Annotated in this window: 24 protein-coding genes; 13 read left to right on the top strand and 11 right to left on the bottom strand. The window is 60.7% G+C overall.

The window, feature by feature from the left end; translation table 11 throughout:
* Positions 1-10: 10 nt before the first annotated feature.
* The 3 genes from recF (at position 11) to PseAD21_RS09835 (ending at position 5,807) form a co-directional block, all read left to right on the top strand.
* Positions 11-1,114, top strand: a complete 1,104-nt coding sequence (recF, locus tag PseAD21_RS09845; protein ID WP_102355512.1) for a DNA replication/repair protein RecF — start codon at positions 11-13, stop codon at positions 1,112-1,114.
* Between the two features lie 5 nt (positions 1,115-1,119).
* Entirely contained in the window at positions 1,120-3,537 is a 2,418-nt protein-coding gene (gene gyrB, locus PseAD21_RS09840; RefSeq protein ID WP_102355511.1) for a DNA topoisomerase (ATP-hydrolyzing) subunit B, read from the top strand.
* A 146-nt stretch (positions 3,538-3,683) separates the two neighbouring features.
* Entirely contained in the window at positions 3,684-5,807 is a 2,124-nt protein-coding gene (locus PseAD21_RS09835; protein ID WP_102355510.1) for a DUF6311 domain-containing protein, read from the top strand.
* Positions 5,808-5,854: 47 nt separating this feature from the next.
* On the opposite strand, the gene PseAD21_RS09830 is transcribed toward PseAD21_RS09835, so the two are convergent.
* Positions 5,855-6,574 carry a response regulator transcription factor gene (locus tag PseAD21_RS09830; RefSeq protein ID WP_102355509.1) on the bottom strand — a complete coding sequence of 240 codons (720 nt, stop codon included), beginning with the start codon at positions 6,572-6,574 and terminating at the stop codon, positions 5,855-5,857.
* Positions 6,575-6,742: 168 nt separating this feature from the next.
* On the opposite strand from PseAD21_RS09830, the gene PseAD21_RS09825 reads away from it, so the two are divergent.
* On the top strand, positions 6,743-8,275 hold the full coding sequence (locus PseAD21_RS09825; protein WP_102355508.1) for a HAMP domain-containing sensor histidine kinase: 1,533 nt from the start codon (positions 6,743-6,745) through the stop codon (positions 8,273-8,275).
* A 168-nt stretch (positions 8,276-8,443) separates the two neighbouring features.
* Here the strand turns inward: PseAD21_RS09825 and PseAD21_RS09820 are convergent, their stop codons facing one another.
* The 4 genes from PseAD21_RS09820 to glyQ form a co-directional block, all read right to left on the bottom strand.
* Entirely contained in the window at positions 8,444-9,223 is a 780-nt protein-coding gene (locus tag PseAD21_RS09820) for a 1-acyl-sn-glycerol-3-phosphate acyltransferase (protein WP_102355507.1), read from the bottom strand.
* An 83-nt stretch (positions 9,224-9,306) separates the two neighbouring features.
* Positions 9,307-9,846 carry a D-glycero-beta-D-manno-heptose 1,7-bisphosphate 7-phosphatase gene (gene gmhB, locus PseAD21_RS09815; RefSeq protein ID WP_178082116.1) on the bottom strand — a complete coding sequence of 180 codons (540 nt, stop codon included), beginning with the start codon at positions 9,844-9,846 and terminating at the stop codon, positions 9,307-9,309.
* Positions 9,847-9,850: 4 nt separating this feature from the next.
* Positions 9,851-11,905, bottom strand: coding sequence for a glycine--tRNA ligase subunit beta (gene glyS / locus PseAD21_RS09810; RefSeq protein ID WP_102355505.1), 2,055 nt, complete (start codon positions 11,903-11,905; stop codon positions 9,851-9,853).
* Positions 11,902-12,855: a glycine--tRNA ligase subunit alpha gene (glyQ, locus tag PseAD21_RS09805; protein WP_025112261.1), complete on the bottom strand. Its 954-nt coding sequence runs from the start codon at positions 12,853-12,855 to the stop codon at positions 11,902-11,904. Before glyQ ends, glyS begins: the two co-directional genes overlap by 4 nt.
* Positions 12,856-12,936: 81 nt before the next feature.
* Between glyQ and PseAD21_RS09800 the strand changes: the two genes are divergently transcribed.
* The 3 genes from PseAD21_RS09800 (at position 12,937) to PseAD21_RS09790 (ending at position 14,745) form a co-directional block, all read left to right on the top strand.
* Positions 12,937-13,494 (top strand): DNA-3-methyladenine glycosylase I, encoded by a 558-nt coding sequence (locus PseAD21_RS09800; RefSeq protein ID WP_102355504.1) that lies wholly within the window; start codon positions 12,937-12,939, stop codon positions 13,492-13,494.
* A 40-nt stretch (positions 13,495-13,534) separates the two neighbouring features.
* The gene (locus tag PseAD21_RS09795; RefSeq protein WP_083367454.1) at positions 13,535-14,422 is read left to right on the top strand and encodes a lysophospholipid acyltransferase; all 888 of its coding nucleotides are present in this window, start codon (positions 13,535-13,537) and stop codon (positions 14,420-14,422) included.
* Positions 14,423-14,505: 83 nt separating this feature from the next.
* Positions 14,506-14,745, top strand: coding sequence for a PilZ domain-containing protein (locus tag PseAD21_RS09790; protein WP_016984083.1), 240 nt, complete (start codon positions 14,506-14,508; stop codon positions 14,743-14,745).
* A 1-nt stretch (position 14,746) separates the two neighbouring features.
* On the opposite strand, the gene PseAD21_RS09785 is transcribed toward PseAD21_RS09790, so the two are convergent.
* The 5 genes from PseAD21_RS09785 to def form a co-directional block, all read right to left on the bottom strand.
* Positions 14,747-15,061 (bottom strand): tetratricopeptide repeat protein, encoded by a 315-nt coding sequence (locus PseAD21_RS09785; RefSeq protein WP_102355503.1) that lies wholly within the window; start codon positions 15,059-15,061, stop codon positions 14,747-14,749.
* A gap of 121 nt (positions 15,062-15,182) precedes the next feature.
* Positions 15,183-16,559, bottom strand: a complete 1,377-nt coding sequence (gene trkA, locus PseAD21_RS09780) for a Trk system potassium transporter TrkA (protein ID WP_102355502.1) — start codon at positions 16,557-16,559, stop codon at positions 15,183-15,185.
* A gap of 22 nt (positions 16,560-16,581) precedes the next feature.
* Entirely contained in the window at positions 16,582-17,892 is a 1,311-nt protein-coding gene (rsmB, locus tag PseAD21_RS09775) for a 16S rRNA (cytosine(967)-C(5))-methyltransferase RsmB (protein WP_102355501.1), read from the bottom strand.
* The gene (gene fmt, locus PseAD21_RS09770) at positions 17,889-18,848 is read right to left on the bottom strand and encodes a methionyl-tRNA formyltransferase (RefSeq protein ID WP_102355500.1); all 960 of its coding nucleotides are present in this window, start codon (positions 18,846-18,848) and stop codon (positions 17,889-17,891) included. Before fmt ends, rsmB begins: the two co-directional genes overlap by 4 nt.
* A 57-nt stretch (positions 18,849-18,905) precedes the next feature.
* On the bottom strand, positions 18,906-19,412 hold the full coding sequence (def, locus tag PseAD21_RS09765; RefSeq protein WP_102355499.1) for a peptide deformylase: 507 nt from the start codon (positions 19,410-19,412) through the stop codon (positions 18,906-18,908).
* A 159-nt stretch (positions 19,413-19,571) separates the two neighbouring features.
* Here def and PseAD21_RS09760 point away from each other — a divergent pair, with 159 nt between their 5' ends.
* The 4 genes from PseAD21_RS09760 (at position 19,572) to PseAD21_RS09745 (ending at position 23,305) form a co-directional block, all read left to right on the top strand.
* Entirely contained in the window at positions 19,572-20,597 is a 1,026-nt protein-coding gene (locus PseAD21_RS09760; RefSeq protein WP_102355498.1) for a LysM peptidoglycan-binding domain-containing protein, read from the top strand.
* A gap of 82 nt (positions 20,598-20,679) precedes the next feature.
* Entirely contained in the window at positions 20,680-21,777 is a 1,098-nt protein-coding gene (gene dprA / locus PseAD21_RS09755; protein ID WP_102355497.1) for a DNA-processing protein DprA, read from the top strand.
* Positions 21,778-21,832: 55 nt separating this feature from the next.
* Complete coding sequence (locus PseAD21_RS09750) at positions 21,833-22,390, top strand: L-threonylcarbamoyladenylate synthase (protein ID WP_007962683.1); 558 nt, start codon at positions 21,833-21,835, stop codon at positions 22,388-22,390.
* Between the two features lie 240 nt (positions 22,391-22,630).
* The gene (locus PseAD21_RS09745) at positions 22,631-23,305 is read left to right on the top strand and encodes a hypothetical protein (RefSeq protein ID WP_102355496.1); all 675 of its coding nucleotides are present in this window, start codon (positions 22,631-22,633) and stop codon (positions 23,303-23,305) included.
* Positions 23,306-23,370: 65 nt separating this feature from the next.
* On the opposite strand, the gene PseAD21_RS09740 is transcribed toward PseAD21_RS09745, so the two are convergent.
* Entirely contained in the window at positions 23,371-24,348 is a 978-nt protein-coding gene (locus PseAD21_RS09740; protein WP_102355495.1) for an NADPH:quinone reductase, read from the bottom strand.
* 164 nt (positions 24,349-24,512) lie between these two features.
* On the opposite strand from PseAD21_RS09740, the gene hemF reads away from it, so the two are divergent.
* Positions 24,513-25,427: an oxygen-dependent coproporphyrinogen oxidase gene (gene hemF, locus PseAD21_RS09735; protein ID WP_102355494.1), complete on the top strand. Its 915-nt coding sequence runs from the start codon at positions 24,513-24,515 to the stop codon at positions 25,425-25,427.
* Positions 25,428-25,436: 9 nt separating this feature from the next.
* Entirely contained in the window at positions 25,437-26,258 is an 822-nt protein-coding gene (gene aroE, locus PseAD21_RS09730; RefSeq protein WP_102355493.1) for a shikimate dehydrogenase, read from the top strand.
* Positions 26,259-26,284 lie beyond the last annotated feature (26 nt).

Here is a 26,284-nt window from a genome sequence, read left to right as displayed (position 1 = left end):
CTGACCCTGGATGTCCTTAAGTCGTGTTTCGGTCACCGCGGTGCGCAATCTGCACCCGGTGACCTTCTCCCCTTCCCCCCGCATCAACATCCTTTACGGCGCCAACGGCAGCGGCAAAACCAGTGTTCTGGAAGCCATTCATCTGCTGGGGCTTGCCCGTTCGTTTCGTAGCACGCGGCTGTTGCCGGTCATCCAGTATGAGCAACTCGCCTGCACCGTGTTCGGTCAGGTCGAATTGGCCGAGGGTGGCCATAGCGCATTGGGGATATCCCGCGATCGTCAGGGCGAGTTCCAGATCCGCATCGACGGTCAGAACGCCCGCAGTGCTGCGCAACTGGCGGAGATCCTGCCACTGCAGTTGATCAACCCTGACAGCTTCCGCCTGCTCGAAGGTGCGCCGAAGATTCGCCGGCAGTTCCTCGACTGGGGCGTGTTCCACGTCGAGCCACGGTTCATGGCGACCTGGCAGCGTTTGCAGAAGGCCTTGCGCCAGAGAAACTCCTGGCTGCGGCATGGTACACTTGACGCCGTTTCGCAAGCGGTTTGGGACAGGGAACTGTGCCAGGCCAGCGCTGAAATCGATGAATACCGCCGCGCTTACATCAAAGCCTTGAAACCAGTCTTTGAACAAACCTTGAGCGAACTGGTTGAGCTCGAAGGTTTGACGCTCAGCTATTACCGAGGCTGGGACAAAGACCGGGAATTGAGCGCCGTACTGGCTGGCTCCGTGCAACGGGATCAGCAAATGGGTCATACCCAGGCCGGACCGCAACGGGCTGATTTGCGTCTTAGATTGGGCGCACACAACGCCGCGGACATCTTGTCCCGGGGTCAGCAGAAGTTGGTGGTCTGTGCACTGCGGATTGCCCAAGGGCACCTGGTCAGCCAGGCCCGTCGCGGTCAGTGTATTTATCTGGTGGATGACTTGCCGTCCGAGCTGGACGAGAACCACCGTCGCGCGTTGTGCCGCTTGCTGGAAGACTTACGCTGCCAGGTGTTCATCACCTGTGTAGATCACGAATTATTGAGGGAAGGCTGGCAGACGGAAACGCCAGTCGCTCTGTTCCACGTGGAACAGGGCCGTATCACCCAGACCCACGACCATCGGGAGTGAAGGCATTGAGCGAAGAAAATACGTACGACTCAACGAGCATTAAAGTGCTGAAAGGCCTGGATGCCGTACGCAAACGTCCCGGTATGTACATTGGTGACACCGACGATGGCAGCGGTCTGCACCACATGGTGTTCGAGGTGGTCGACAACTCGATCGACGAAGCCCTCGCGGGCCACTGCGACGACATCAGCATCATCATCCACCCGGATGAGTCCATCACCGTTAAAGACAACGGCCGTGGCATCCCGGTAGACGTGCACAAAGAGGAAGGCGTTTCCGCCGCCGAGGTCATCATGACCGTCCTCCACGCTGGCGGTAAGTTCGACGACAACTCCTACAAAGTATCCGGCGGTCTGCACGGTGTAGGTGTGTCGGTAGTGAACGCCCTGTCCGAAGAGCTGGTACTGACTGTTCGTCGCAGCGGCAAGATCTGGGAACAGACCTACGTCCACGGCGTACCTCAGGCTCCGATGGCCATTGTTGGCGACAGCGAAACCACCGGTACCCAGATCCACTTCAAGGCTTCCAGCGAAACCTTCAAGAACATTCACTTCAGCTGGGACATCCTGGCCAAGCGTATTCGTGAACTGTCCTTCCTCAACTCCGGTGTCGGCATCGTCCTCAAGGACGAGCGCAGCGGCAAGGAAGAGCTGTTCAAGTACGAAGGCGGCTTGCGTGCGTTCGTTGAATACCTGAACACCAACAAGACTGCGGTCAACCAGGTGTTCCACTTCAACATCCAGCGTGAAGACGGCATCGGCGTGGAAATCGCCCTGCAGTGGAACGACAGCTTCAACGAGAACCTGTTGTGCTTCACCAACAACATTCCGCAGCGCGACGGCGGCACCCACCTGGTGGGCTTCCGTTCGGCCCTGACGCGTAACCTGAACAACTACATCGAGCAGGAAGGTCTGGCGAAGAAGCACAAAGTCGCGACCACCGGTGACGACGCACGTGAAGGCCTGACCGCGATCATCTCGGTGAAAGTGCCGGATCCGAAGTTCAGCTCGCAGACCAAAGACAAGCTGGTGTCTTCCGAAGTGAAGACCGCGGTCGAGCAGGAGATGGGCAAGTACTTCTCCGACTTCCTGCTGGAAAACCCGAACGAAGCCAAGCTGGTCGTCGGCAAGATGATCGACGCGGCCCGTGCTCGTGAAGCGGCGCGTAAAGCCCGTGAGATGACCCGCCGCAAAGGCGCGCTGGACATCGCCGGCCTGCCGGGCAAGCTCGCTGACTGCCAGGAAAAAGACCCGGCACTGTCCGAACTGTACCTCGTGGAAGGTGACTCCGCGGGCGGCTCTGCCAAGCAGGGACGTAACCGCAAGACCCAGGCGATCCTGCCGTTGAAGGGCAAGATCCTCAACGTCGAGAAGGCTCGTTTCGACAAGATGATCTCGTCCCAGGAAGTGGGTACGCTGATCACCGCGCTGGGCTGCGGCATCGGTCGCGATGAGTACAACATCGACAAGCTGCGTTATCACAACATCATCATCATGACCGATGCTGACGTCGACGGTTCGCACATCCGTACCTTGCTGCTGACCTTCTTCTTCCGTCAGTTGCCGGAGCTGATCGAGCGCGGCTACATCTACATCGCCCAGCCGCCGCTGTACAAGGTCAAGAAAGGCAAGCAAGAGCAATACATCAAAGACGACGACGCCATGGAAGAGTACATGACGCAGTCGGCCCTGGAAGATGCGAGCCTGCACCTGAACGAAGAGGCCCCGGGCATTTCCGGTGAAGCCCTGGAGCGCCTGGTAAACGACTTCCGCATGGTAATGAAGACCCTCAAGCGTCTGTCGCGCCTGTACCCACAGGAACTGACCGAGCACTTCATTTACCTGCCGGCCGTCAGCCTGGAAATGCTCGGCGACCACGCCAAGATGCAGGACTGGCTGGCCCAGTACGAAGTCCGTCTGCGCACCGTCGAGAAGTCGGGCCTGGTCTACAAGGCCAGCCTGCGTGAAGACCGTGAACGTGGCGTGTGGCTGCCAGAGGTTGAACTGATCTCCCACGGCCTGTCGAACTACGTCACCTTCAACCGCGACTTCTTCGGCAGTAACGACTACAAGACTGTCGTCACCCTCGGCGCTCAACTGAGCACCCTGCTCGACGAAGGCGCCTACATCCAGCGTGGCGAGCGCAAGAAAGCGGTCACCGAGTTCAAGGAAGCTTTGGACTGGCTGATGGCTGAAAGCACCAAGCGTCACACTATTCAGCGATACAAAGGTCTGGGCGAAATGAACCCGGATCAGCTGTGGGAAACCACCATGGACCCAAGCGTGCGCCGCATGCTGAAGGTCACCATCGAAGACGCCATTGGCGCGGATCAGATTTTCAACACCCTGATGGGTGATGCGGTCGAACCTCGCCGTGACTTCATTGAGAGCAATGCGCTGGCGGTATCCAACCTGGACTTCTAGGTTGCCGACTCCGCACAGGAAAGGCCCGCGCAAGCGGGCTTTTTTTTGCGTTCAGTTTCGTCTTGAGGCGCGATACGATGCGGCTCTTTCGTCGCAGACTGGCGGCGGTCGGATTGTAAAAAAACGACTAAAAAACGAGCAATCAATTGACTCATCTATGCGTAACGAAGGATTCCGTCACACGTCTATCGGTCAATGTGCTGCCCTTGCTGTTGGGGATTCTGGCTTTTTTTATCGTCATCGGTCCAAGGGCGCTAAACCCGCAAAACATTGCGTGGTTGGGCAGCGGTGATCCGGCAACACACTATCTTGGCTGGGTGTTTTTCAGGCATTCGCCCTGGTCGTTGCCGCTGGGGCTCAATCCTTCGTATGGATTGGAACTGAGCAGCGCAATCATCTACTCGGATTCGAACCCGCTGCTGGCGTTGATCTTCAAACCCTTTGCCGCGTGGCTGCCCGAGCCTTTCCAGTACTTTGGTCTGTGGCTGCTGCTGTGTTTTGTGTTGCAGGGCTGGTTCGCCTGGAAGCTGATGGGCCTGGCCACTGCCAACGTTGCGCTGCGTTTGCTGGGGGCGGCACTGTTTCTGTTCAACCCGGCACTGATATCGCGGATGGGCGAGCATTTATCCCTTGCCGGGCATTTCCTGATCCTCGCCGCTTTGTATCTGGCCCTGCGTCCTCACGCCGAACGGCGGCGTTTGGCCTGGGGCGTGTTGTTGGCGGTCGCGGCCTTGATACACGCTTATCTGTTGGCAATGGTGGGCTTGATCTGGCTGGCCGACCTGGCGGCCCGATCATTGAGGCGGCAGATGCTGCTGAAAAAGTCGATCGTCGAACTGGTTGGCCTGCTGTTGCTGACCGGGGTGTGTTGCTGGCAAGCAGGCTATTTCACCGTCGAAGGTGAGGGACTGACGTCATTCGGATTCGGATTGTTTCGCGCCAACGTGCTGACGTTTTTCGACCCCGCTGGATGGTCTTGCGTCCTGGGCGATATACCCGGCGTACCCGGGGATTCGGCTGGCATGGCGTTCCCGGGGCTGGGGGTGATGTTCCTGTTCGTTTGCACGTTGTGGTTCATTTGCTCAGGCGAAGGCCAGATCGTTGCAACGATACGCAAACGTTGGGTATTGCTGCTGGCACTGTTTGGACTGATGCTTTTTGCGTTCTCCAACAGGATCGGCGTCGGACCGGTCGAGTTCGTCTACTGGTTGCCTGACCCCGTCATTTCCATGGCCGGCATTTTCCGCGCTTCGGGGCGGATGATCTGGCCTGTCATGTACGCGGCGATCTTTGCGGTGGTGTTCCAGGTCGCGCGTAACGCGTCGCCACGGACTGCGCTGTTGCTGCTGGTGACGGCGATGCTGGTACAGGTCTTCGACACCCGCGCCGGTTGGGCAGGCATACGCCGGCAGCAGATGGTCACACCGACTGCGACCTGGAATTCCCCGATGGTCAATCCGTTCTGGCACAGCGCGGCAGCGCACTATCAGAAGGTCCGCTACGTAATTCCGCAGAACCTGACGACTCATTGGATGATCCTCTCCGATTACGCGGGCAAGAATCATCTCGCCACCGATGCGGTGTACCTGGGCCGGGTGAGCGCGCAAGCGCAGGAGGATCTGCAGCATGCGGCGGCCAGGGCCATCGAGTCTGGCCGTTATGAGCGCAACACCCTCTACGTGCTTGAGCAGCGATCAGCGCTGCAAGCGGCGCTCAACGTCGATGGCGACAGCGATGGGCTGGCCATGATTGACGGCTTTTATGTGCTGGCTCCGGGCTGGAAGCGCTGCGCTGACTGCCTGCCACGCATGGACGGTGCACCCCGGGATCTGATCCCTTCATTCGGCGCCGGTGAAAAACTGCAGTTTGTGGCGGGGAGCCACGCGGTAGATGCACTCGGCAAAGGCTGGTGGTTTGCCGATGCGCAGGGCACGGGGTCGGTAGGGCCGGATGCCGAGATCATCCTGCGGCCCAAGGCTGGCGTGAGTTCACTGACACTTGAAACCAACGCGTTCCTGTCTGAGAAAACTCCGCGCCAAACGGTGGAGATCAGCATCAATAACGTGCCGGTAATCTCTGCCAGCCTGAGCAATGCCACCGGCAATACAATCAACATCAACCTGCCCGCCGAGGTGCAGGCCCTGGTCGCGCAACAAGGCCTGCTGCGTATCCAGCTGCATTTCCCGCTGGCAATCAGTCCGCATGATCTGGGCTGGGGAGAAGACATCCGCAAACTGGCGATCAGCTTGCTGGCATTGACCTTTCATTGATCAGTGATGTCAGCCAGGGCCAACGCAATGCCGTTGGCCTGCCCTCTTCACCCGCTCGTTGCCGCGACACTTTCCAACCGATACCCATATCCGTAAATCGTCAACAGCTGCCAACCGCGATCCGCCGTCAGCCCCAGTTTGTTGCGCAGGCGGTAGATGTGCGTGTCCAGGGGGCGCGACGAGAGCACCTCTTCATGGGGCCAGAACCGTTCGTATAAGTACTCGCGTGACAACGGCCGCCCCAGATTGCTGAACAGACAGCGAGCGAGGCGGTATTCGCGTTCGGTCATGACGATGGGTTTATGGTCGCGGGTGACGGTCAGTTCGGCGTCGTCGAAGGTCAGGTCGTTGAAACTCAACATTTCGGCGCCGGCACTGCGTTGCTGGCTGTGCCGGCGCAGCACGGCGGCGACTCGGGCTTTCAGCTCGTTGGGGCGGAACGGTTTGCTGACGTAATCGTCGGCACCGGCGTTCAGGGCCTGGACGATATCGCTTTCGCCGTCGCGGCTGGTCAGCATGATCGCGGCGGGCGGCGACTCCATGTGTTCGCGGGTCCAGCGCAACAGCGCCAGGCCGGTCAGGTCAGGCAGTTGCCAGTCGAGGATCAGCAGGTCGAAGGTGTCCCGGCGCAACTGGCGCAACAGATCCTCTCCCCGTTCAAAGCTGTGCAGTGACCATGGCTGGTCTCCCGCAGCCGCCATTTGCTGCAGGGTTTGCTCGACCCGGCGCAGTTCGGCGGGTTCATCGTCCAGTATCGCAACGCGCATACGCGTGGGTTCCTTGTTGCTTGGGCAGTGGCCGGCAACCTTAACGGCCTGGCCTGTGCAGTGAAAGTAAGCGGTCCGCCGTCGGTCGACGTCCGCTATTATTCTTCGGATCTATGTCCTCAGACCTGTGGCCCATGAAACCATTCACTGCCCCCTGCCCGTTTTGCCATGAATAGCCCGCGTCGGCGTGAAAGCCGGGAGCCGAGTCAGGTCCAGCGCCTGTTTCGGCGGCTGGTGCGTGAGTGGTTGTGGATAAGTCTAGTGCTGTTAACGCTGACTGCGCTGTTGTCGTATCGCGCCCAGATCAATCTGCACGACACGGTACCGGGCTGGAGTGCGTTGCTCTCGGTTGGGCTGGTGGCCTGCGTCCTCGGTTTGCTGCCGTGGCACCCGCGCTGGGCGATCTGGGTGACGCTGGGCGGGGTGGCTTGCGTGTTGCTGACTAGCGCCGGGCTGGCGGAAGCCCGGCACTGGTGGTCACCGACGCCGGCGGCGCTCGGCATGTTGTTCGGCTATCTGATCTGGAACTGGCGACGCCTGAGCGTGGTGCTGACGTACTTTGGCTGGGAACTGGCGCGACTGGACCGCGAGCCGAAAGTGTTCCCGGAACGGCGCCGTGCGCAATTCACCAGTGCAGACCAGTTGCAGGGGCAGATCATGGCGCTGGAACAAGCCATGAGCCGCACGCGCGATACCCGGCGCTTCATCGCCGACGGTTTGGAATACCTGCCGGTGGCGACGCTGATCAGCGATCCCAGGGGGCAGATCCTGCTGGGCAACCGCAAGGCCCGCGTATTGTTCGATCACCCGCTGGTCGGCGACGATGTTCTCGAGCAACTCGCCCGTCTCGGCTACCCGGAATTATCCACAGAACCGCACCCGCCGTTATCAGCCCTGCCCCTATTGGAATTTCATGACCACAAGGAGCGCAGTTTGCGACTTGAGCGTGCAGCTTTACTGCCGGTGGACGGTGATACGCCCATTGGCTGGCTGCTGAGCCTCACCGACTTGAGCGCCGAACGCGCCGCTGAAGAGCAACGCGGTGTATTGCTGCGTTTTCTCTCCCACGACCTGCGTGCTCCGCATTCGGCGATCCTTGCCCTGCTCGATGTACATCGCCATCAGGCTGGGGCGCACGCCCCACTGTTCGAGCAGATCGAGCGTCAGGTGCACAGGGCACTGGATCTGACCGATGGCTTCGTATTGCTGGCGCGGGCGGAATCCGAGGCCTACCAGTTCCAGCCGAGTCTGTTTGCGATGCTGATACTGGACGTGCTGGATCAGGCCCTGCCCATCGCCCAACAGAAAAACATCAAACTGCTGCACGTCATGGATGAGCCATCCCAGGAACGACTGGTCCTGGCCGATCAGGGATTGCTGACCCGTGCCTTGTTCAATCTGCTGGAAAACGCGATCAAGTACAGTCCGGCGGGCACCACGATTCAATTGAGCGTCAGTGGTCATGGCGATTGGCTACGTTGTGAGTTGCACGATCAGGGCAAAGGCATCGCTGCCGAAGAACTGCCGGATCTGTTCACTCAGTACCGACGCTTTTCATCGGCGCAAGGGATCGATGGCGTCGGCCTGGGACTGTCGATGGTCAAGGCGGTGGTCGATCATCATGGCGGCACAATCGCATGTCACAGCGTGGTCGATCAGGGTACGACCTTCCGGCTCCAGCTACCGCTGATTGCAGAGTGAACAGGCACAAAAAAACCGGCTATATCAGCCGGTTTTTTTACTTCCGAAAAAAACTTATGCACGTTTTACGGCGTTTTATGAACTTGAGAAATATATAAGTAAATCAATAAGTTACTTTTAATATTCAGGCGTTTTCAACAAAACCGTGCACAGGTTATCCACAAAATCTCAGACAGCCATCTGATCATTTGCCGCCGGAGCCTGCGGGGCTGGTGGCAAGGAACCCATCTCCCGCTGAGTTTTCTCGTTCCACGCTTGCACGCGATCGTTCAGATCAGCGATGGCGCGCGGGCCAGTGCCTTCGGCGTACATCGGTTCACCGATGACCACGGTGATCACGCCGGACTTTTTACCCCAGCCGATTTTCGGCCAGAACTTGCCGGCATTGTGTGCAATCGGCAGTACCGGAAGCGCTGCATTTACGGCCAACGCGCTACCACTGCGGGAGAACTTGCCAACAGTACCGTAAGGAACACGCGTGCCTTCCGGGAAGATCAGCACCCAAACATTGTCCTTGAGCAGTTCGTCACCCTTCGCCGCGACTTGTTTCAGAGCGGCTTTCGGGTTGTCGCGGTCAATCGCGATCGGCCGCAACATGGCCATCGCCCAGCCGAAGAACGGCACGTACAGCAATTCACGCTTGAGCACCTGGCTCAAGGGCGAGAAATAAGCGGAGAGAAAGAACGTCTCCCAGGTGCTCTGGTGGTTCGACTGAATCACACAGGGCCGATCCGGCACATTTTCTGCGCCTTTGATTTCGTAACGGATACCGAGAAACACCTTGGTCAACCACAAGGCGCAACGGCACCAGTACACGTTGATAAAACGATAACGCGCCTTGAATGGCAGGAACGGCGCGATAAAAAAACTCAGGCTGCACCACAGCAGCGAGGTGGTGCCCAGCAGCAGGTAAAAGAGAAAAATTCTGATGGCCCGCAGTATCGACATAGTGACGTTTACCGTTACGGGGCAATCCCCGGCTGTTCAAGCGCACTCCCGATCAATCCCTGGTCAGGAACTTCAGAAGTACTCTAGTTGTGGATAAGTTCTGCGGCAATCGCCGCCAGATCGTCAAAAATCAGAGTGCCAACCGGCAGGGTTTTGCCCTGAGTCTTTTCGCCTTTTCCGGTCTTTACCAAAACTGGCTGTGAATCGACGGCTTTGGCCGCCTCCAGGTCACCAAGGCTGTCGCCGACGAACCAGACATTCGCAAGCGTCACGTTGTAATGCTCGGCGATGGTTTTCAACATCCCCGGTTTCGGCTTGCGGCAATCGCAACCTTCGTCCGGGCCATGCGGGCAATACACGATCAGCCCGACTTCACCGCCCTGCTCAGCCACAAGCGTGCGCAGGCGCGCGTGCATGGCGTCGAGGGTGGCGAGATCGTAGTAGCCGCGAGCAATGCCCGACTGGTTGGTGGCGACCGCCACCGTCCAGCCGGCCTTGCTCAACTGCGCAATCGCCTCGATCGAGCCGGGCAGTGGAATCCACTCCGCCACTGACTTGATGTAAGCGTCGGAGTCGTAATTGATCACTCCGTCCCGATCGAGAATCAGCAGTTTCAACAGCAGTCCCTCAACCCAGCAGCGAAATGTCGGCAACACCGAGGAACAGACCGCGCAGACGCGCCAGCAGCGCGTAGCGGTTGGCCCGGACCTTGGCGTCTTCGGCATTGACCATCACCGCGTCGAAGAACGCGTCCACCGGCTCGCGCAGGGCGGCCAGGCGGGCCAGCGATTCGTTGTACTGACGCGCCGCGGCCATTGGCTGCACAGCCTGATCGGCCTGCTGGATCGCCGAGTACAGCGAGAACTCGTTGGCGTTGTCGAAGTACTTGGCCTCGACCACGGTCGGTACCGAGCCTTCAACCTTGCTCAACAGGTTCGATACACGCTTGTTCACCGCCGCCAGCGCTGCCGCTTCCGGCAGTTTGCGGAAGGCCTGCACCGCTTGCACACGCTGGTCGAAGTCCAGCGCCGAACCCGGCTTCAGGGCACGTACCGACAGGTAGGTGGCGACATCCACACCTTCATCTTCGTAACGCGCACGCAGACGGTCGAAGATGAATTCCAGCACTGAGTCGTTGAGGCCGGCAGCCTTGACCTTGGCACCGAAAGCAGTCACGGCGAAAGCCACGGCGTCGTTCAGGTCCAGATCCAGTTGTTTCTCGATCAGGATGCGCAGCACACCCAGTGCCGCACGGCGCAGGGCATACGGGTCTTTGCTGCCGGTTGGCAGCATGCCGATACCGAAGATGCCGACCAGGGTGTCGAGTTTGTCGGCAATAGCGACAGCTGCACCGGTCAGGGTCGCCGGCAGTTCAGCACCGGCACCGCGTGGCATGTACTGCTCGTTCAGCGCCAGCGCGACGTCTTCTGGCTCGCCATCATTGAGGGCGTAGTAGTAACCGGCGACACCTTGCATCTCCGGGAACTCGCCGACCATTTCGGTGGCCAGGTCGCACTTCGACAGCAAGCCTGCACGAGCAGCCCACGAGGCGTTGCCGCCGATACGCGCGGCGATGTAGGCCGCGAGTTTCGATACGCGCTCGGCCTTGTCGTAGACACTGCCGAGTTTTTCCTGGAATACCACGTTCTGCAGGCGCAGGTTGAAGTCTTCGAGTTTCTGCTTCTTGTCTTGCTTGAAGAAGAATTCGGCGTCGGTCAGGCGTGGGCGAACCACTTTCTCGTTACCGGCGATGATCTGCTGCGGGTCTTTGCTTTCGATGTTGGCCACAGTGATGAAACGTGGCAGCAACTTGCCGTCGGCATCCAGCAGGCAGAAGTACTTCTGGTTGTCCTGCATGGTGGTGATCAGTGCTTCCTGCGGCACGTCGAGGAAACGCTCCTCGAACGAGCACACCAGCGGCACCGGCCATTCAACCAGCGCGGTCACTTCGTCGAGCAGCGCAGGTGGCACGATCGCGGTGCCTTCCTGACGGGTCGCCAGCTCTTCGGTGCGCTTGCTGATGATCTCGCGACGCTCGTTGGCGTCGGCCAGGACATAGGCGGCACGCAGGTCAGCGAGGTAGCTGGACGGCGAACCGATGCGCACGTTTTCCGGGTGGTGGAAGCGGTGACCACGGGAGTCACGGCCAGCCTTCTGCGCAAGGATGGTGCAGTCGATGACCTGGTCACCGAGCAGCATCACCAGCCACTGGGTCGGACGCACGAACTCTTCCTTGCGCGCACCCCAACGCATGCGTTTCGGGATCGGCAGGTCGTTCAGCGAGTCCTCGACGATGGTCGGCAGCAAACTAGCGGTCGGCTTGCCGGCAATGTTCTGGCTGTAACGCAGTTTCGGACCGCTCTGGTCGATTTCGCTCAGCTCGACGCCGCACTTCTTGGCGAAACCCAAGGCTGCTTGCGTTGGATTGCCTTCAGCGTCGAACGCGGCCTGACGTGGCGGGCCGTCGAGATTGATGCTGCGATCCGGTTGCTGGGTCGCCAGCGCAGTGATCAGCACAGCCAGACGACGCGGTGCGGCGTAGACGGTTTTAGTCTCGTAGCTCAGGCCGGCCGCTTGCAGGCCCTTGTCGATACCGGCGAGGAACGCCTCAGCCAGTGTGTTCAGGGCTTTGGGTGGCAGTTCTTCGGTGCCCAGTTCAACCAGAAAATCTTGAGCACTCATTGTGCAGCCTCCAGCTTGGCCAGTACTTCGTCACGCAGGTCCGGGGTCGCCATCGGGAAGCCCAGCTTGGCGCGTGCCAGCAGGTAGGCTTGCGCAACGGAACGCGCCAGGGTGCGTACGCGCAGGATGTATTGCTGACGCGCGGTCACCGAGATCGCCCGGCGCGCATCCAGCAGGTTGAAGGTGTGCGACGCCTTCAGGACCATTTCGTAGCTCGGCAGCGGCAGCGGCTGGTCGAGTTCGATCAGCCGCTTGGCTTCGCTTTCATAGAAGTCGAACAGTTCGAACAGTTTGTCGACGTTGGCGTGCTCGAAGTTGTAGGTGGACTGCTCCACTTCGTTCTGATGGAACACGTCGCCGTAGGTCACCTTGCCCATCGGGCCGTCAGCCCAGACCAGGTCATAGACCGAGTCAACGCCTTGCAGGTACATGGCCAGACGCTCAAGACCGTAAGTGATCTCGCCGGTCACCGGATAGCACTCGATGCCGCCAGCCTGCTGGAAGTAAGTGAACTGGGTCACTTCCATACCGTTCAGCCAGACTTCCCAGCCCAGACCCCAGGCGCCGAGGGTCGGCGATTCCCAGTTGTCTTCGACGAAGCGGATGTCGTGGACCAGCGGGTCCAGGCCGACATGCTTGAGGGAGCCCAGGTACAGTTCCTGGAAGTTGTCCGGATTCGGCTTCAGGACGACCTGGAACTGATAGTAGTGCTGCAGACGGTTCGGGTTTTCACCGTAGCGGCCGTCAGTCGGACGGCGGCTTGGCTGCACGTAGGCGGCGTTCCAGGTTTCCGGGCCGATGGCACGCAGGAATGTCGCGGTGTGGAAAGTGCCGGCGCCTACTTCCATATCGTAGGGCTGAAGTACCACACAACCTTGCTCGGCCCAGTATTGCTGGAGCGCGAGGATCAAGTCTTGGAAGGTACGCACGGCTGGCGTAGGCTGGCTCACGAAATTCACCTGTTTCTTGGGCTGCGATTTAAAGAGCGGGAGTATACCCGATTCAGTCGCACCTCCACCCCCTGGAGCCTTATGCCACGCTGCTTTTGGTGTACCGAAGATCCGCTGTACATGGCTTATCACGATCAGGAGTGGGGCACGCCGCTACGCGATGCGCAGGGTTTGTTCGAGTTGCTTTTGCTCGAAGGGTTCCAGGCCGGGCTTTCCTGGATCACCGTGCTGCGCAAGCGCGAGCGTTATCGCGAGGTGCTGTTCGGCTTCGACGTACAGCGCGTGGCGCAGATGAGCGACGCCGAAATCGACGAATTGATGCTTGATCCGGGGATCATTCGCAACCGCCTCAAACTCAATGCCGCCCGGCGCAATGCCCAGGCCTGGCTGGCGCTTGAGGATCCGGTGGGGTTCCTCTGGTCGTTCGTCGGTGACCAACCGATCATCAATCATTTCAAGGATCGCAGCGAAGTCCCGGCCATTACTCCTGAAGCCGTGGCGATGAGCAAAGGCCTGAAAAAGGCCGGCTTCACCTTCGTCGGCCCGACCATTTGCTACGCGTTGATGCAGGCCTCGGGCATGGTCATGGATCACACCCGGGACTGCGACCGCTACGCGCAGCTGGTAAACGGCGGTTAGAATGGCCGCCTCGCGCACCGCACAAGATCAGGAGTGACCTGTGGAAAAGTTTAAAGGCGCCTTGCTGGTAGGCGCTCTGCGGCTGTTTGCCCTGCTGCCATGGCGGGCCGTGCAGGCCGTGGGTTCGGCGATCGGCTGGATCATGTGGAAAACCCCCAACCGTTCCCGCGACGTGGTGCGGATCAACCTCGCCAAATGTTTTCCACAGATGGATCCGGCCGAGCGTGAGCGTCTGGTCGGCCAGAGCCTGAAAGACATCGGCAAGTCGCTGACCGAAAGCGCCTGCGCGTGGATCTGGCCGGCGCAGCGTTCGATCGACCTGGTGCGCGAAGTCGAAGGCCTCGACATCCTCAAGGACGCATTGGCCTCGGGCAAAGGCGTGGTCGGCATCACCAGTCACCTGGGCAACTGGGAAGTGCTCAACCACTTCTATTGCAGCCAGTGCAAACCGATCATTTTCTATCGTCCTCCGAAGCTCAAGGCGGTGGACGAATTGCTGCGCAAACAGCGCGTGCAGTTGGGCAACAAGGTTGCTGCGTCGACCAAGGAAGGCATCCTCAGCGTGATCAAGGAAGTGCGCAAAGGTGGTGCAGTGGGCATTCCCGCCGACCCGGAACCGGCCGAATCCGCCGGGATCTTCGTGCCGTTCTTCGCCACCCAGGCGCTGACCAGCAAATTCGTGCCGAACATGCTCGCCGGTGGCAAAGCGGTCGGCGTGTTCCTCCACGCACTGCGCTTGCCGGACGGTTCCGGCTACAAAGTCATCCTCGAAGCAGCGCCCGAAGCCATGTACAGCACCGATACCGCCGAGTCCTGCGCGGCCATGAGTAAAGTGGTCGAGCGTTACGTGGCGGCGTATCCGAGCCAGTACATGTGGAGCATGAAGCGCTTCAAGAAGCGCCCGCCGGGCGAAGCGCGCTGGTACTGAGCTGGATTGACGAGATTGGCATGATCTGTGGATAACCCCACTGTCGAGGTTATCCACAACCGTTCATTCAAGGGCGCAAGAAGATGTCCGAACACCGCAAATCGTTTCGCATCAAGATCACCCATGACAGCTTCGGCGAGTGCCTCGGGCAGACGCGTAACCTGTCGCCCACCGGGGTATTTGTGCAACATCCGACCTTGGCATCGTTGCCCAAAGGTGCGGTGGTGTATGGCCAAGTGCAGGGTTTACCCACCGGCGCGCCAAGCGTACGAATGGAAGTTGTGGCGGTGGACGCCGACGGGATCGGCCTTCGTTACCTTTGATTCACTGGGCCTGGCGATCGAGCTTCTTCAGAAAAACAGCCATTTCCTTTTCGGCTTGCTTGTCGCCATGGGCGAGGGCCGCTTCCAGACCTTGTTCCCACGCCTGACGTGCGGCGGCGCTATTACCCAGCGCCAACTGTGCCTTGCCCAACAGCTTCCAGGCCGCCGAATATTTCGGATCAAAACCGACGCAGCGCTGGAAATGCTCGGCAGCCTTGGCGTTTTCGCCAAGATCCAGATAACCCTTGCCCAGTCCGAAGCGCAGCAAGGAGTTATCCACACCCTTGGCGAGCATTTTTTCCAGGGATTCGAGCATTTTTGCACCCTCGTTAATGTGATCGTTCCCACGCTCTGCGTGGGAATGCCTCAATTGGACGCTCTTGGGACGCAGAGCGCCCCGGGCTGCATTCCCACGTGGAGCGTGGGAACGATCAACCTCAGAAGAAGCTCAACCCCACATGAAACAGCTTCTCCACATCGCGAATATGCTTCTTGTCCACAAGGAACAGAATCACATGGTCGCCCGTTTCGATCACGGTATCGTCGTGGGCGATGATCACTTCTTCGTTGCGGATGATCGCGCCAATCGTGCTGCCCGGCGGCAGGCCGATTTTCTCGATGGGCCGGCCGATGACCTTGCTCGACTTCGCATCACCGTGGGCAATCGCCTCGATGGCCTCTGCCGCACCGCGGCGCAGTGAGTGCACGCTGACGATATCGCCACGCCGTACGTGGGCCAGCAAGGTGCCGATGGTCGCCAGTTGCGGGCTGATGGCGATGTCGATGTCGCCGCCCTGAATCAGGTCGACGTAGGCCGGGTTGTTGATGATTGTCATCACCTTCTTCGCCCCCAGCCGTTTGGCCAGCAGCGACGACATGATGTTGGCTTCGTCATCGTTGGTCAGCGCGAGGAAGATGTCGGCGTCGGCGATATTCTCTTCCAGCAGCAGGTCGCGGTCCGACGCGCTGCCCTGCAGCACCACGGTGCTGTCGAGGGTATCGGAGAGATAACGGCAACGCGCCGGGTTCATCTCGATGATCTTCACCTGATAGCGGCTTTCGATGGCCTCGGCCAGGCGTTCGCCGATCTGCCCGCCGCCGGCGATGACGATGCGTTTGTAGGTTTCGTCGAGACGGCGCATTTCGCTCATCACCGCACGAATGTTCTCACGGGCGGCGATGAAGAAGACTTCGTCGTCGGCCTCGATCACCGTGTCGCCTTGCGGCAGGATCGGCCGGGCGCGGCGGAAAATCGCAGCGACACGGGTTTCGACGTTCGGCATGTGCTCGCGCAACTGGCGCAGTTGCTGACCCACCAGCGGCCCGCCGTAGTAGGCGCGCACCGCCACCAGTTGTGCCTGGCCTTCGGCGAAGTCGATCACCTGCAATGCGCCCGGGTGCTGAATCAGGCGCTTGATGTAGTTGGTCACCACTTGTTCGGGGCTGATCAGCACGTCGACCGGAATCGCTTCGTTCTGGAACAACTGTTCCTCGCGATTCAGATAGGACGCTTCGCGCACCCGGGCGATTTTGGTCGGGGTGTGGAACAGGGTGTGGGCGACCTGGCAGGCGACCATGTTGGTCTCGTCGCTGTTGGTCACCGCCACCAGCATGTCGGCATCGTCGGCGCCGGCCTGGCGCAGCACCGACGGCAGCGAGCCACGGCCCTGAATGGTGCGGATGTCGAGACGGTCGCCGAGGTCGCGCAGGCGCTCGCCGTCGGTGTCGACCACAGTGATGTCATTGGCTTCGCTCGCCAGGTGTTCAGCCAGCGAACCGCCGACCTGCCCCGCACCGAGGATGATGATTTTCATCCAGTCACTCCGTTGAATCCGTTTAGCCGCGCGCGGCAGCGATCTTGATCAGCTTGGCGTAGTAGAACCCGTCATGCCCGCCCTGCTGGGCCAGCAATTGGCGACCATGGGGTTGTTTGATCCCGGCTGTGGTCGCCAGATCCAGTTCGCGGGCACCCGGCGTACGCTCAAGGAACGCGGCGATGACTTCGGTGTTCTCGGTCGGCAAGGTCGAGCAAGTGGCGTAGAGCAGAATGCCGCCCACCTCAAGGGTTTTCCACATGGCGTCGAGCAACTCGCCTTGCAGTTGCGCAAGGGCAACGATGTCGTCCGGCTGCCGGGTCAGCTTGATGTCCGGGTGACGACGAATCACCCCGGTGGCCGAGCACGGCGCGTCGAGCAGGATGCGCTGGAACGGTTTGCCGTCCCACCATTTTTCGGTATCTCGACCATCGGCGGCGATCAGTTCGGCGCTCAAGCCGAGCCGTTCGAGGTTCTCTTTGACTCGCACCAGACGCTTGGCTTCCAGATCCACCGCGACCACGCCGGCCAGTGCCGGTTCGGCTTCGAGGATGTGGCAAGTCTTGCCACCCGGGGCGCAGCAGGCATCAAGCACTCGCTGGCCTGGCGCCAGATCGAGCAGATCGGCGGCCAGTTGCGCGGCCTCGTCCTGCACGCTGATCCAGCCTTCGGCGAAGCCCGGCAGACTGCGCACGTCGGCGGCGGCGTCGAGAACGATGCCGTCGCGGCTGTAAACGCATGGCGTCGCAGCGATACCCGCCTCAGTCAACAGACCGAGATAGGCATCACGGCTGTGATGGCGGCGGTTGACCCGCAGGATCATCGGCGGGGGCGCGTTGTTCGCCGCGCAGATCGCTTCCCACTGTTCAGGCCAGAAAGCTTTCAGGGATTTTTGCAGCCAGCGCGGGTGAGCGGTGCGCACCACCGGGTCGCGCTCCAGCTCGGCGAAAATCGTTTCGCTTTCGCGTTGGGCATTGCGCAGCACGGCATTGAGCAGGCCTTTGGCCCACGGCTTTTTCAGCTTGTCGGCGCAACCGACGGTTTCGCCGATGGCGGCGTGAGGCGGTACGCGGGTGTAGAGCAATTGGTAGAGACCGACCAGCAGCAACGCCTCGACATCGGCATCCGCCGCTTTGAACGGCTTTTGCAGCAGCTTCTCGGCCAGTGCCGACAGGCGTGGCTGCCAGCGCGCGGTGCCGAACGCCAGATCCTGGGTGAAACCGCGATCACGGTCTTCGACCTTGTCCAGTTGCGTCGGCAGGGAGCTGTTCAGCGAAGCCTTGCCGCTGAGGACGGCGGCGAGTGCCTTGGCGGCGGCCAGACGCGGGTTCATTGCGCGTCCACCGCTGCGCCGAGCACGGTACCGACGGCGAACTTCTCACGACGGCTGTTGAACAGGTCGCTGAAGTTCAGCGCCTTGCCGCCGGGCAATTGCAGGCGAGTCAGGCACAGCGCCTGTTCGCCGCAAGCGACGATCAGGCCGTCCTTGCTGGCGCTGAGCACCTCACCCGGCGCGCCTTTACCTTCAACAAGCGTCGCCGCCAGCACTTTCAGCGCTTCACCGTTGAGGGTGCTGTGGGTAATCGGCCATGGGTTGAAGGCGCGTACCAGTCGCTCCAGCTCGACCGCCGGGCGGCTCCAGTCGATGCGTGCTTCGTCTTTGTTCAGCTTGTGCGCGTAGGTGGCGAGTTCGTCATTCTGCACTTCGCCTTCCAGCGTGCCAGCGGCCAGACCGGCAATCGCCTGCACCACGGCTGGCGGGCCCATCTCGGCGAGGCGGTCATGCAGGCTGCCGCCAGTGTCTTCAGCGCTGATCGGGGTGACGACCTTGAGCAGCATCGGCCCGGTATCCAGGCCCGCTTCCATGCGCATCACGGTCACGCCGCTTTCGGCATCACCGTGTTCCACGGCGCGCTGGATCGGCGCCGCACCGCGCCAGCGTGGCAGCAAGGATGCGTGGCTGTTGATGCAGCCCAGGCGTGGAATATCCAGCACCGCTTGCGGCAGGATCAGGCCATAGGCGACCACCACCAGCAAGTCCGGCTGCAGCGCGGCCAGTTCAGCCTGAGCATCAGCGTTGCGCAGGGTCGGCGGCTGCAACACCTGGATATTATTTTCCAGCGCCAACTGTTTAACCGGGCTCGGCATCAGTTTTTGCCCACGACCGGCCGGACGATCCGGTTGGGTGTAAACCGCAACAATCTCGTAAGGGCTGTTCAGCAGGGCCTTGAGGTGCTCGGCGGCGAATTCCGGGGTGCCGGCAAAAACGATGCGCAGTGGCTCAGTCATGAAAGGAGTCTCATAAAAAGAAAAAGGCTTGCCGCAGCAAGCCTTTGAAGAGGGGCATCAAGCGTTCTGGCGATGGAGCTTTTCCAGTTTCTTCTTGATCCGGTCGCGTTTGAGCGTGGACAGGTAGTCGACGAACAACTTGCCGTTGAGGTGGTCGCATTCGTGCTGGATGCACACTGCGAGCAGGCCTTCGGCGATCAGTTCATAAGGCTGGCCGTCGCGGTCCAGCGCCTTGATCCTGACCTTCTGCGGGCGGTCGACGTTTTCGTAGAAACCCGGTACCGAGAGGCAGCCTTCCTGGTATTGCTCCATCTCTTCGGTCAGCGATTCGAACTCGGGGTTGATGAACACCCGCGGTTCGGTGCGGTCTTCGGAAAGGTCCATCACGACGATACGTTGGTGCACGTTGACCTGGGTCGCGGCGAGGCCGATGCCCGGCGCTTCATACATTGTTTCAAACATGTCATCGACCAACTGACGCACTTCGTCGTCCACTACAGCCACAGGCTTGGCGATAGTACGCAGACGCGGGTCCGGGAATTCGAGGATGTTTAAAATGGCCATAGGCTGATTGCTGCACGTATTGAGTAAAGTCGGGTCGATGGCCTGGCAGGTCCGAAGATGCAGGCTACCGTTGTGAAGCGTAGCTAATGCATTTTGCACTAGCGAGCCACGGGGGCTCTGACGGTTCACGCGAACGCACATGATAAAGGGATTCGCTGCATGAGGAAAACACTACTCGCCCTGCTGTTTCTGGCTTCGGCCGGTGCTGCGCAAGGGCAAGTGCAACTCAGGGATGGTTTTCCACAGCAATACACGGTGGTTTCGGGAGACACGCTCTGGGACATTTCCGGCAAATATCTGCGCGAGCCGTGGCAGTGGCCACAGCTGTGGCGGGCCAACCCGCAGATCGAAAACCCCAACCTGATCTACCCCGGCGACACGCTGACGCTCAACTACGTCAATGGCCAGCCGCAACTGACCCTGAACCGTGGCGAGTCACGGGGCACGATCAAACTGTCGCCGCGTATCCGCACCAGCCCGGTGGCCGAGGCGATTCCGAGCATTCCACTCAAATCGATCAACAGTTTTCTGTTGAGCAACCGCATCGTCGACAAGGTCGAGGATTTCGACAAGGCGCCGTACATCGTCGCCGGCGATGCCGAGCGTGTGCTCAGCGGCACTGGCGACCGGATCTTCGCCCGTGGCCATTTCGACCCGAATCAGCCGGTGTACGGCATCTTCCGCCAAGGCAAGGTGTATACGGATCCGCAGACCAAAGAGTTCCTCGGGATCAACGCCGATGACATCGGCGGTGGCGAGATCGTCGCCACCGAAGGAGACGTCGCCACCCTCGCCCTGCAACGCACCACGCAGGAGGTGCGTCTGGGTGACCGCTTGTTCAGTGGCGAAGAGCGTTCGATCAACTCAACCTTCATGCCCAGCGCCCCGACCACCAGCATCAACGGCGTGATCATTGACGTGCCGCGTGGCGTCACCCAGATCGGTGTGATGGACGTGGTTACCCTGAACAAGGGCAAGCGCGACGGCCTGGCCGAAGGCAATGTGCTGGTGGTGATGAAAACCGGGGAAACCGTTCGCGACCGGATCACTGGCCAGCCACTGAAAATTCCTGACGAACGGGCCGGGCTGCTGATGGTGTTCCGCACCTACGACAAGCTCAGTTACGGCCTTGTCCTCAACGCTTCACGCTCGCTGGCGGTGCTCGACAAGGTACGAAACCCTTAGCAGGCTTAACAAGTTACCAACAGAGTTATCCACAGCTTGTTCCGAATGGTTCGGGACTTATAACGGTCAAGGATGATCCACGATGCTGTCTGCCTGTACGTCCGTTTCCCCTGCGGAACTGGAAGCGCGTTTGCGCCTGCACCGTTTGCCGGAAGTCGGTCCGAAACGTTTTGCCAAATTGCTCGAAGCCTTCGGCTCGGCTTCAAAAGCCATCAGTGCGCCGGCCAGTGCCTGGCGTGCGCTGGGTTTACCGGCGGCGTCTGCCGAAGCTCGGCGCAGCCCCGAAGTGCGTGACGGCGCCAGCCATGCATTGCGCTGGCTAGAGCGTCCGCAGCAGCATTTGCTGATGTGGGATCAAGCGGATTATCCGGCGCTGCTGGCGCAGATTCCCGACCCTCCACCGCTGTTATTCGTGGCCGGCGATCCTTTGATTCTGGAAAAACCGCAGCTGGCGATGGTCGGCAGTCGCCGCGCGTCGCGTCCGGGGATGGACACCGCCGCGGCGTTTTCCCGTAGCTTGGCCGGCGCCGGTTTTGTCATTACCAGTGGCCTGGCGTTGGGTATCGATGCGGCCGCCCATCAAGCAGCGCTGGACATCGGCGGGCAAACTGTCGGTGTGCTCGGCACCGGGTTGGAAAAATTTTATCCACAGCGCAATCGCGGACTGGCCGACGCGATGATCGCCTCCGGCAGCGCGGTGCTTTCGGAGTTTCCCCTGGACGCCGGCCCGACGGCGAGCAACTTTCCGCGACGCAACCGAATCATCAGCGGTTTGTCCCTTGGGGTGCTGGTGGTCGAAGCGAGCGTTGCCAGCGGTTCGCTGATCACCGCACGGCTGGCGGCGGAACAGGGGCGCGAGGTGTATGCGATTCCCGGCTCGATCCATCATCCCGGTGCGCGCGGTTGTCACCAATTGATCCGCGACGGTGCGGTGCTGGTGGAAACCATCGAACACATCCTCGAAGCCCTGCGCGGCTGGCAGCATCTGCCGTTATCCACAGACACGCCGAGCACCGATCATCCCCTGTTGAACCTGCTGCATGCCGCGCCGCACACCACTGAGGCGTTGGCCGACAGCAGTGGCTGGGCCTTGCCCAAAGTCCTGGCGGCGCTCACCGAGCTGGAAATGGATGGCTCTGCGGTGTGTGAAAACGGTCGCTGGCTGGCCAGGACACGCTAGGTTTTACAGGGAAGATCGGTAAACTGCGCAAAACCTGTTTGCGGAGAGTTTTTTCATGGTCAACAGTTGGCGTGTGCAACAAGCCGCACGAGAGATTCGCGCCGGGGCGGTGATTGCCTATCCAACCGAAGCCGTCTGGGGGCTGGGTTGCGACCCGTGGAACGAAGAAGCGGTGGATCGGCTCTTGGCGATCAAGAACCGGTCGGTGGACAAGGGCCTGATCCTGGTCGCCGACAACATCCGTCAGTTCGATTTCCTGTTCGAAGACTTCCCGCAAGAGTGGATCGACCGCATGGCCAGCACCTGGCCGGGGCCGAACACCTGGCTGGTGCCGCATCAGAACCTGTTGCCGGAATGGGTGACGGGCGTGCACGACACCGTGGCGCTGCGGGTCAGTGATCATCCGCAGGTGCGGGATCTGTGCTCGATGGTCGGGCCGTTGATCTCGACTTCGGCTAACCCGCAGGGGCGTCCGGCGGCGCGCACGCGGTTGCGCGTCGAGCAGTATTTCCGTGGGCAGATCGACCTGATCCTCGGCGGCCAACTGGGCGGGCGCAAGAACCCCAGCGTGATCCGTGATCTGGCGACCGGCAAGGTCATTCGTCCCGACTGATCCGACCTCGAACGTTTGTAACGTGAGTACTCCTCAGCTTGATCGCGAGGAGTACTACGCGTGCCTGCGATTTATCCTGCAATGATGCTTTTTCGCGTGTCGGAAAAGTCCCCAAGTATCCGGATTCATTGACTTTTCCTACCGAATTCTCAGACCACGTTCCGTGGCAGTATCGCCAAAAGCAACCATCCTTTCCCTGCACTCGAAACACTTCGATAAGTTAAGGTCTGCGGAGAAAGAATGGACACTACGGATTTGCAACTCACGGATTACCTGCAGGCGCTTCAGGTGACGTTGAAAAGTCACCATGAGGGTTGTCGCATCGTGATGCTTGAAGCGGGGGCGGATACCCAGGAGTTCGATCGGTTTATCGATCGGCAATTTCGGCTTCGGCTGCAGCATTACATGCTGACGTCGAGGGCGCGGATGCTCGAAACGAGGCTGGCGACAAGGTCACGCAGCACGCACTTTCTGTTGTATCGGCACGAGCAACTGCTGGCGGTATTGAGGGCGACTCCGGCACCGTTCGAATGGGCCTCGCTGGCGCAGCAACATGTTTCGCCCACGGTGGCGTTATCACGCCATGTCGAATTCAGCCGCTTGATCGCGCAATCACCCAACCCGTTGCCCACTGCGGTCAACGGTCTGTTGGCGGCCGCTGCAGAGTGGGCGATAAAACACGGTTACCAAGGTGTAACCGCGTTGTGCAGGTCGCCACAGCTGCGCCTCTACCAGCGTTTTGGCCTGATGCCGATTGCTTCCAACCCCTTGCATATTGAACAGCGCGCACGCGGTGAGTATTGGGCGTTATCAGCCGAATGGCGGCAAATCCTCGCAGCGGTTCAACAACCGGATCACGTGGCTGTGGGCCACTTGGTGCAAAAACCGTTGGCGTGTCATCCGCAGAGGTTCTGAACGCGTTCAAACAGTCTTGCCAGCCATGGTTTGAAACCCGGACTGGCAAGACGCCGAGAGACGTATCAGGGCAGCAGGATGGTCGAGCCGGTGGTGCGCCGCGCCGACAATTCGGTCTGCGCCTTCGCTGCATCAGCCAGTGGATAACGCTGGTTGATGTCGATCTTGATCTTGCCGCTGATGATCATCTCGAACAGCTCGTCAGCCATGCGCTGCAAGTTTTCGGCGTTGTTGGCGTAGGTCGCCAGGGTTGGCCGGGTCACGTACAGCGAACCCTTGGCCGAGAGAATCCCCAGATTGACCCCGTCCACTGCGCCGGAGGCATTGCCGAAGCTCACCACCAGACCACGTGGCGCCACGCTGTCGAGGGAGGTCAGCCAGGTGTCCTTGCCGACGCCGTCGTAGACCACCGGGACTTTCTTGCCGTCGGTCAGCTCCAGCACCCGCTGCGCAACGTTTTCGTGGCTGTAGTCGATGGTTGCCCAGGCGCCGTTGGCCTTGGCCAGATCGGCTTTTTCCTTCGAGCTGACGGTGCCGATCAGTTTCACGCCCAGTGCCTTGGCCCATTGGCAGGCCAGCGAACCGACACCCCCTGCTGCGGCGTGGAACAGAATGGTTTCGCCGCCCTTGAGTTCATAGGTCTGGCGCAGCAGGTACTGCACGGTCAGGCCCTTGAGCATGACGCCGGCGGCGGTTTCGAAGCTGATCTCGTCCGGCAGCTTCACCAGATTCGCTTCGGGCAGGACGTGCAGCTCGCTGTAAGCGCCCAGCGGACCGCTGCCATACGCGACGCGATCACCGACCTTGAACCGGGTGACGTCGCTGCCTACCGCATCAACGATGCCGGCGCCTTCAGCGCCCAGGCCGGACGGCAAGGCTGGCGGTGCATACAGACCGCTGCGGAAATAGGTGTCGATGAAATTCAAGCCGATCGCCTTGTTCGCCACCCGTACCTGATTCGGGCCGGGCGCGGCGGGTTCGTAGTCGACATATTCGAGCACTTCGGGACCGCCGTGGGCGCGGAACTGGATACGCTTTGCCATCTGCCTGCTCTCCTTGGGTCGTTTGCGAGCCCCCTATCCAACTCCCCTGCTTGATCTTCGTCAACTGCGGCGCGCGGGTCTGCGGTGTTATGCTACGCGCCCATTTGCGCCGACCCCCGCCTGCGGGGCGCCCGCGTAGCTATGCCCTGATTCAAGGTGAAGCCATGACGACCCGCACCGACGCCGTAAAGGCCTATCTGCTCGACCTGCAAGACCGCATCTGCGCCGCACTGGAAACCGAGGACGGCGGCACGCGCTTCGTCGAAGACGCCTGGGCCCGGCCTGCCGGCGGTGGTGGTCGCACTCGCGTGATCGAAAACGGCACGGTGATCGAAAAGGGCGGGGTCAACTTTTCCCACGTATTCGGCAGCGGTCTGCCACCGTCGGCCAGCGCCCATCGTCCGGAACTGGCCGGGCGCGGCTTCGAAGCCCTCGGCGTGTCGCTGGTGATTCACCCGCACAACCCGCATGTGCCGACGTCCCACGCCAACGTGCGCTTTTTCATCGCCGAAAAGGAAGGTGAAGAGCCGGTCTGGTGGTTCGGTGGCGGCTTCGACCTGACCCCGTATTACGGCAACGAAGAAGACTGCATCCACTGGCACCGCGTTGCCGCGCAGGCCTGCGCGCCGTTCGGGCCGGACGTCTATCCGCGTTACAAGGCCTGGTGCGACACCTACTTCCACATCAAGCATCGCCACGAACCGCGCGGCATCGGCGGCCTGTTCTTCGATGACCTGAACGAGTGGGACTTCGACACCAGCTTCGCCTTCATGCGCGCCATCGGTGACGCCTACATCGATGCTTACCTGCCAATCGTGCAGCGGCGCAAGCATGATGCGTTCACCGCCAAGCAGCGGGAATTCCAGGAATTGCGCCGTGGCCGCTACGTCGAGTTCAACCTGGTGTATGACCGCGGCACCCTGTTCGGCCTGCAGTCCGGCGGGCGTACCGAGTCGATCCTCATGTCGTTGCCGCCGCAAGTGCGTTGGGCCTACGACTTCAAAGCCGAGGCCGGCAGCGAAGAAGCGCGCCTGACCGACTACTTCCTGCAAGATCGCGACTGGCTGGCCCAGGCCTGAGGACTGCTGATGGATCGTTACGTCGTTTTCGGTAACCCGATCGGCCACAGCAAGTCGCCGATGATTCATAAACTGTTTGCCGAGCAGACCGGGCAGAGCTTCGACTACAGCACCCTGCTGGCGCCACTCGACGACTTCAGCGGCTGCGCCACGGCGTTCTTTCAGGAGGGGCGCGGCGCCAACGTCACCGTACCGTTCAAGGAAGACGCCTATCGCCTGGCGAACAGCCTGACCGCTCGTGCACAACGAGCCGGCGCAGTGAACACCTTGAGCAAACTGGCCGACGGTACACTGCTCGGTGACAACACCGACGGCGCCGGACTGGTGCGCGACCTGACGGTGAACGCCGGTTTCAGCCTGACCGGCAAACGCATCCTGCTGCTCGGCGCTGGCGGCGCAGTGCGTGGGGCGCTGGAGCCGTTGCTGGCGGAAAAACCGGCGTCGGTGATCATCGCCAATCGCACGGTGGACAAGGCCGAGTTGCTGGCCGAATTGTTCTGTGATCTGGGACCGGTGTCGGCCAGTGGTTTCGACTGGTTGCGCGAGCCGGTGGACGTGATCATCAACGCCACCTCCGCCAGCCTGACCGGCGACGTGCCGCCGATTGCGCCAAGCCTGATCGAGCCGGGGAAGACCCTGTGCTACGACATGATGTACGGCAAAGAGCCGACCGCGTTCTGTCGCTGGGCCAGTGAGCATGGCGCGGCGGTGTCGATGGATGGTTTGGGGATGCTGGCCGAGCAGGCGGCCGAGGCGTTTTTCCTGTGGCGCGGGGTGCGTCCGGATACGGCGCCGGTGCTGGCCGAGCTACGCCGCCAGTTGGCCCTTTAAAAGCTTCGCGAGCAAGCCCGCTCCCA

Origin of the sequence: Pseudomonas sp. AD21 (assembly GCF_002878485.1) — a bacterium.
Lineage (GTDB): Bacteria > Pseudomonadota > Gammaproteobacteria > Pseudomonadales > Pseudomonadaceae > Aquipseudomonas.
The sequence above is the reverse complement of the archived record's forward strand: the minus strand, read 5'-3'. Positions and strand labels throughout refer to the sequence as shown.

Bases quoted from the DNA above. Each gene is read 5' to 3' on its own strand.
- recF (WP_102355512.1), top strand. From the start codon at position 11: ATGTCCTTAAGTCGTGTTTCGGTCACCGCGGTGCGCAATCTGCACCCG.
- PseAD21_RS09830 (WP_102355509.1), bottom strand. From the start codon at position 6,574: ATGCGCGTTGCGATACTGGACGATGAACCCGCCGAACTGCGCCGGGTC.
- PseAD21_RS09825 (WP_102355508.1), top strand. From the start codon at position 6,743: ATGAATAGCCCGCGTCGGCGTGAAAGCCGGGAGCCGAGTCAGGTCCAG.
- PseAD21_RS09820 (WP_102355507.1), bottom strand. From the start codon at position 9,223: ATGTCGATACTGCGGGCCATCAGAATTTTTCTCTTTTACCTGCTGCTG.
- glyS (WP_102355505.1), bottom strand. From the start codon at position 11,905: ATGAGTGCTCAAGATTTTCTGGTTGAACTGGGCACCGAAGAACTGCCA.
- PseAD21_RS09800 (WP_102355504.1), top strand. From the start codon at position 12,937: ATGCCACGCTGCTTTTGGTGTACCGAAGATCCGCTGTACATGGCTTAT.
- PseAD21_RS09790 (WP_016984083.1), top strand. From the start codon at position 14,506: ATGTCCGAACACCGCAAATCGTTTCGCATCAAGATCACCCATGACAGC.
- PseAD21_RS09785 (WP_102355503.1), bottom strand. From the start codon at position 15,061: ATGCTCGAATCCCTGGAAAAAATGCTCGCCAAGGGTGTGGATAACTCC.
- trkA (WP_102355502.1), bottom strand. From the start codon at position 16,559: ATGAAAATCATCATCCTCGGTGCGGGGCAGGTCGGCGGTTCGCTGGCT.
- rsmB (WP_102355501.1), bottom strand. From the start codon at position 17,892: ATGAACCCGCGTCTGGCCGCCGCCAAGGCACTCGCCGCCGTCCTCAGC.
- fmt (WP_102355500.1), bottom strand. From the start codon at position 18,848: ATGACTGAGCCACTGCGCATCGTTTTTGCCGGCACCCCGGAATTCGCC.
- def (WP_102355499.1), bottom strand. From the start codon at position 19,412: ATGGCCATTTTAAACATCCTCGAATTCCCGGACCCGCGTCTGCGTACT.
- PseAD21_RS09760 (WP_102355498.1), top strand. From the start codon at position 19,572: ATGAGGAAAACACTACTCGCCCTGCTGTTTCTGGCTTCGGCCGGTGCT.
- dprA (WP_102355497.1), top strand. From the start codon at position 20,680: ATGCTGTCTGCCTGTACGTCCGTTTCCCCTGCGGAACTGGAAGCGCGT.
- PseAD21_RS09750 (WP_007962683.1), top strand. From the start codon at position 21,833: ATGGTCAACAGTTGGCGTGTGCAACAAGCCGCACGAGAGATTCGCGCC.
- PseAD21_RS09745 (WP_102355496.1), top strand. From the start codon at position 22,631: ATGGACACTACGGATTTGCAACTCACGGATTACCTGCAGGCGCTTCAG.
- PseAD21_RS09740 (WP_102355495.1), bottom strand. From the start codon at position 24,348: ATGGCAAAGCGTATCCAGTTCCGCGCCCACGGCGGTCCCGAAGTGCTC.
- hemF (WP_102355494.1), top strand. From the start codon at position 24,513: ATGACGACCCGCACCGACGCCGTAAAGGCCTATCTGCTCGACCTGCAA.
- aroE (WP_102355493.1), top strand. From the start codon at position 25,437: ATGGATCGTTACGTCGTTTTCGGTAACCCGATCGGCCACAGCAAGTCG.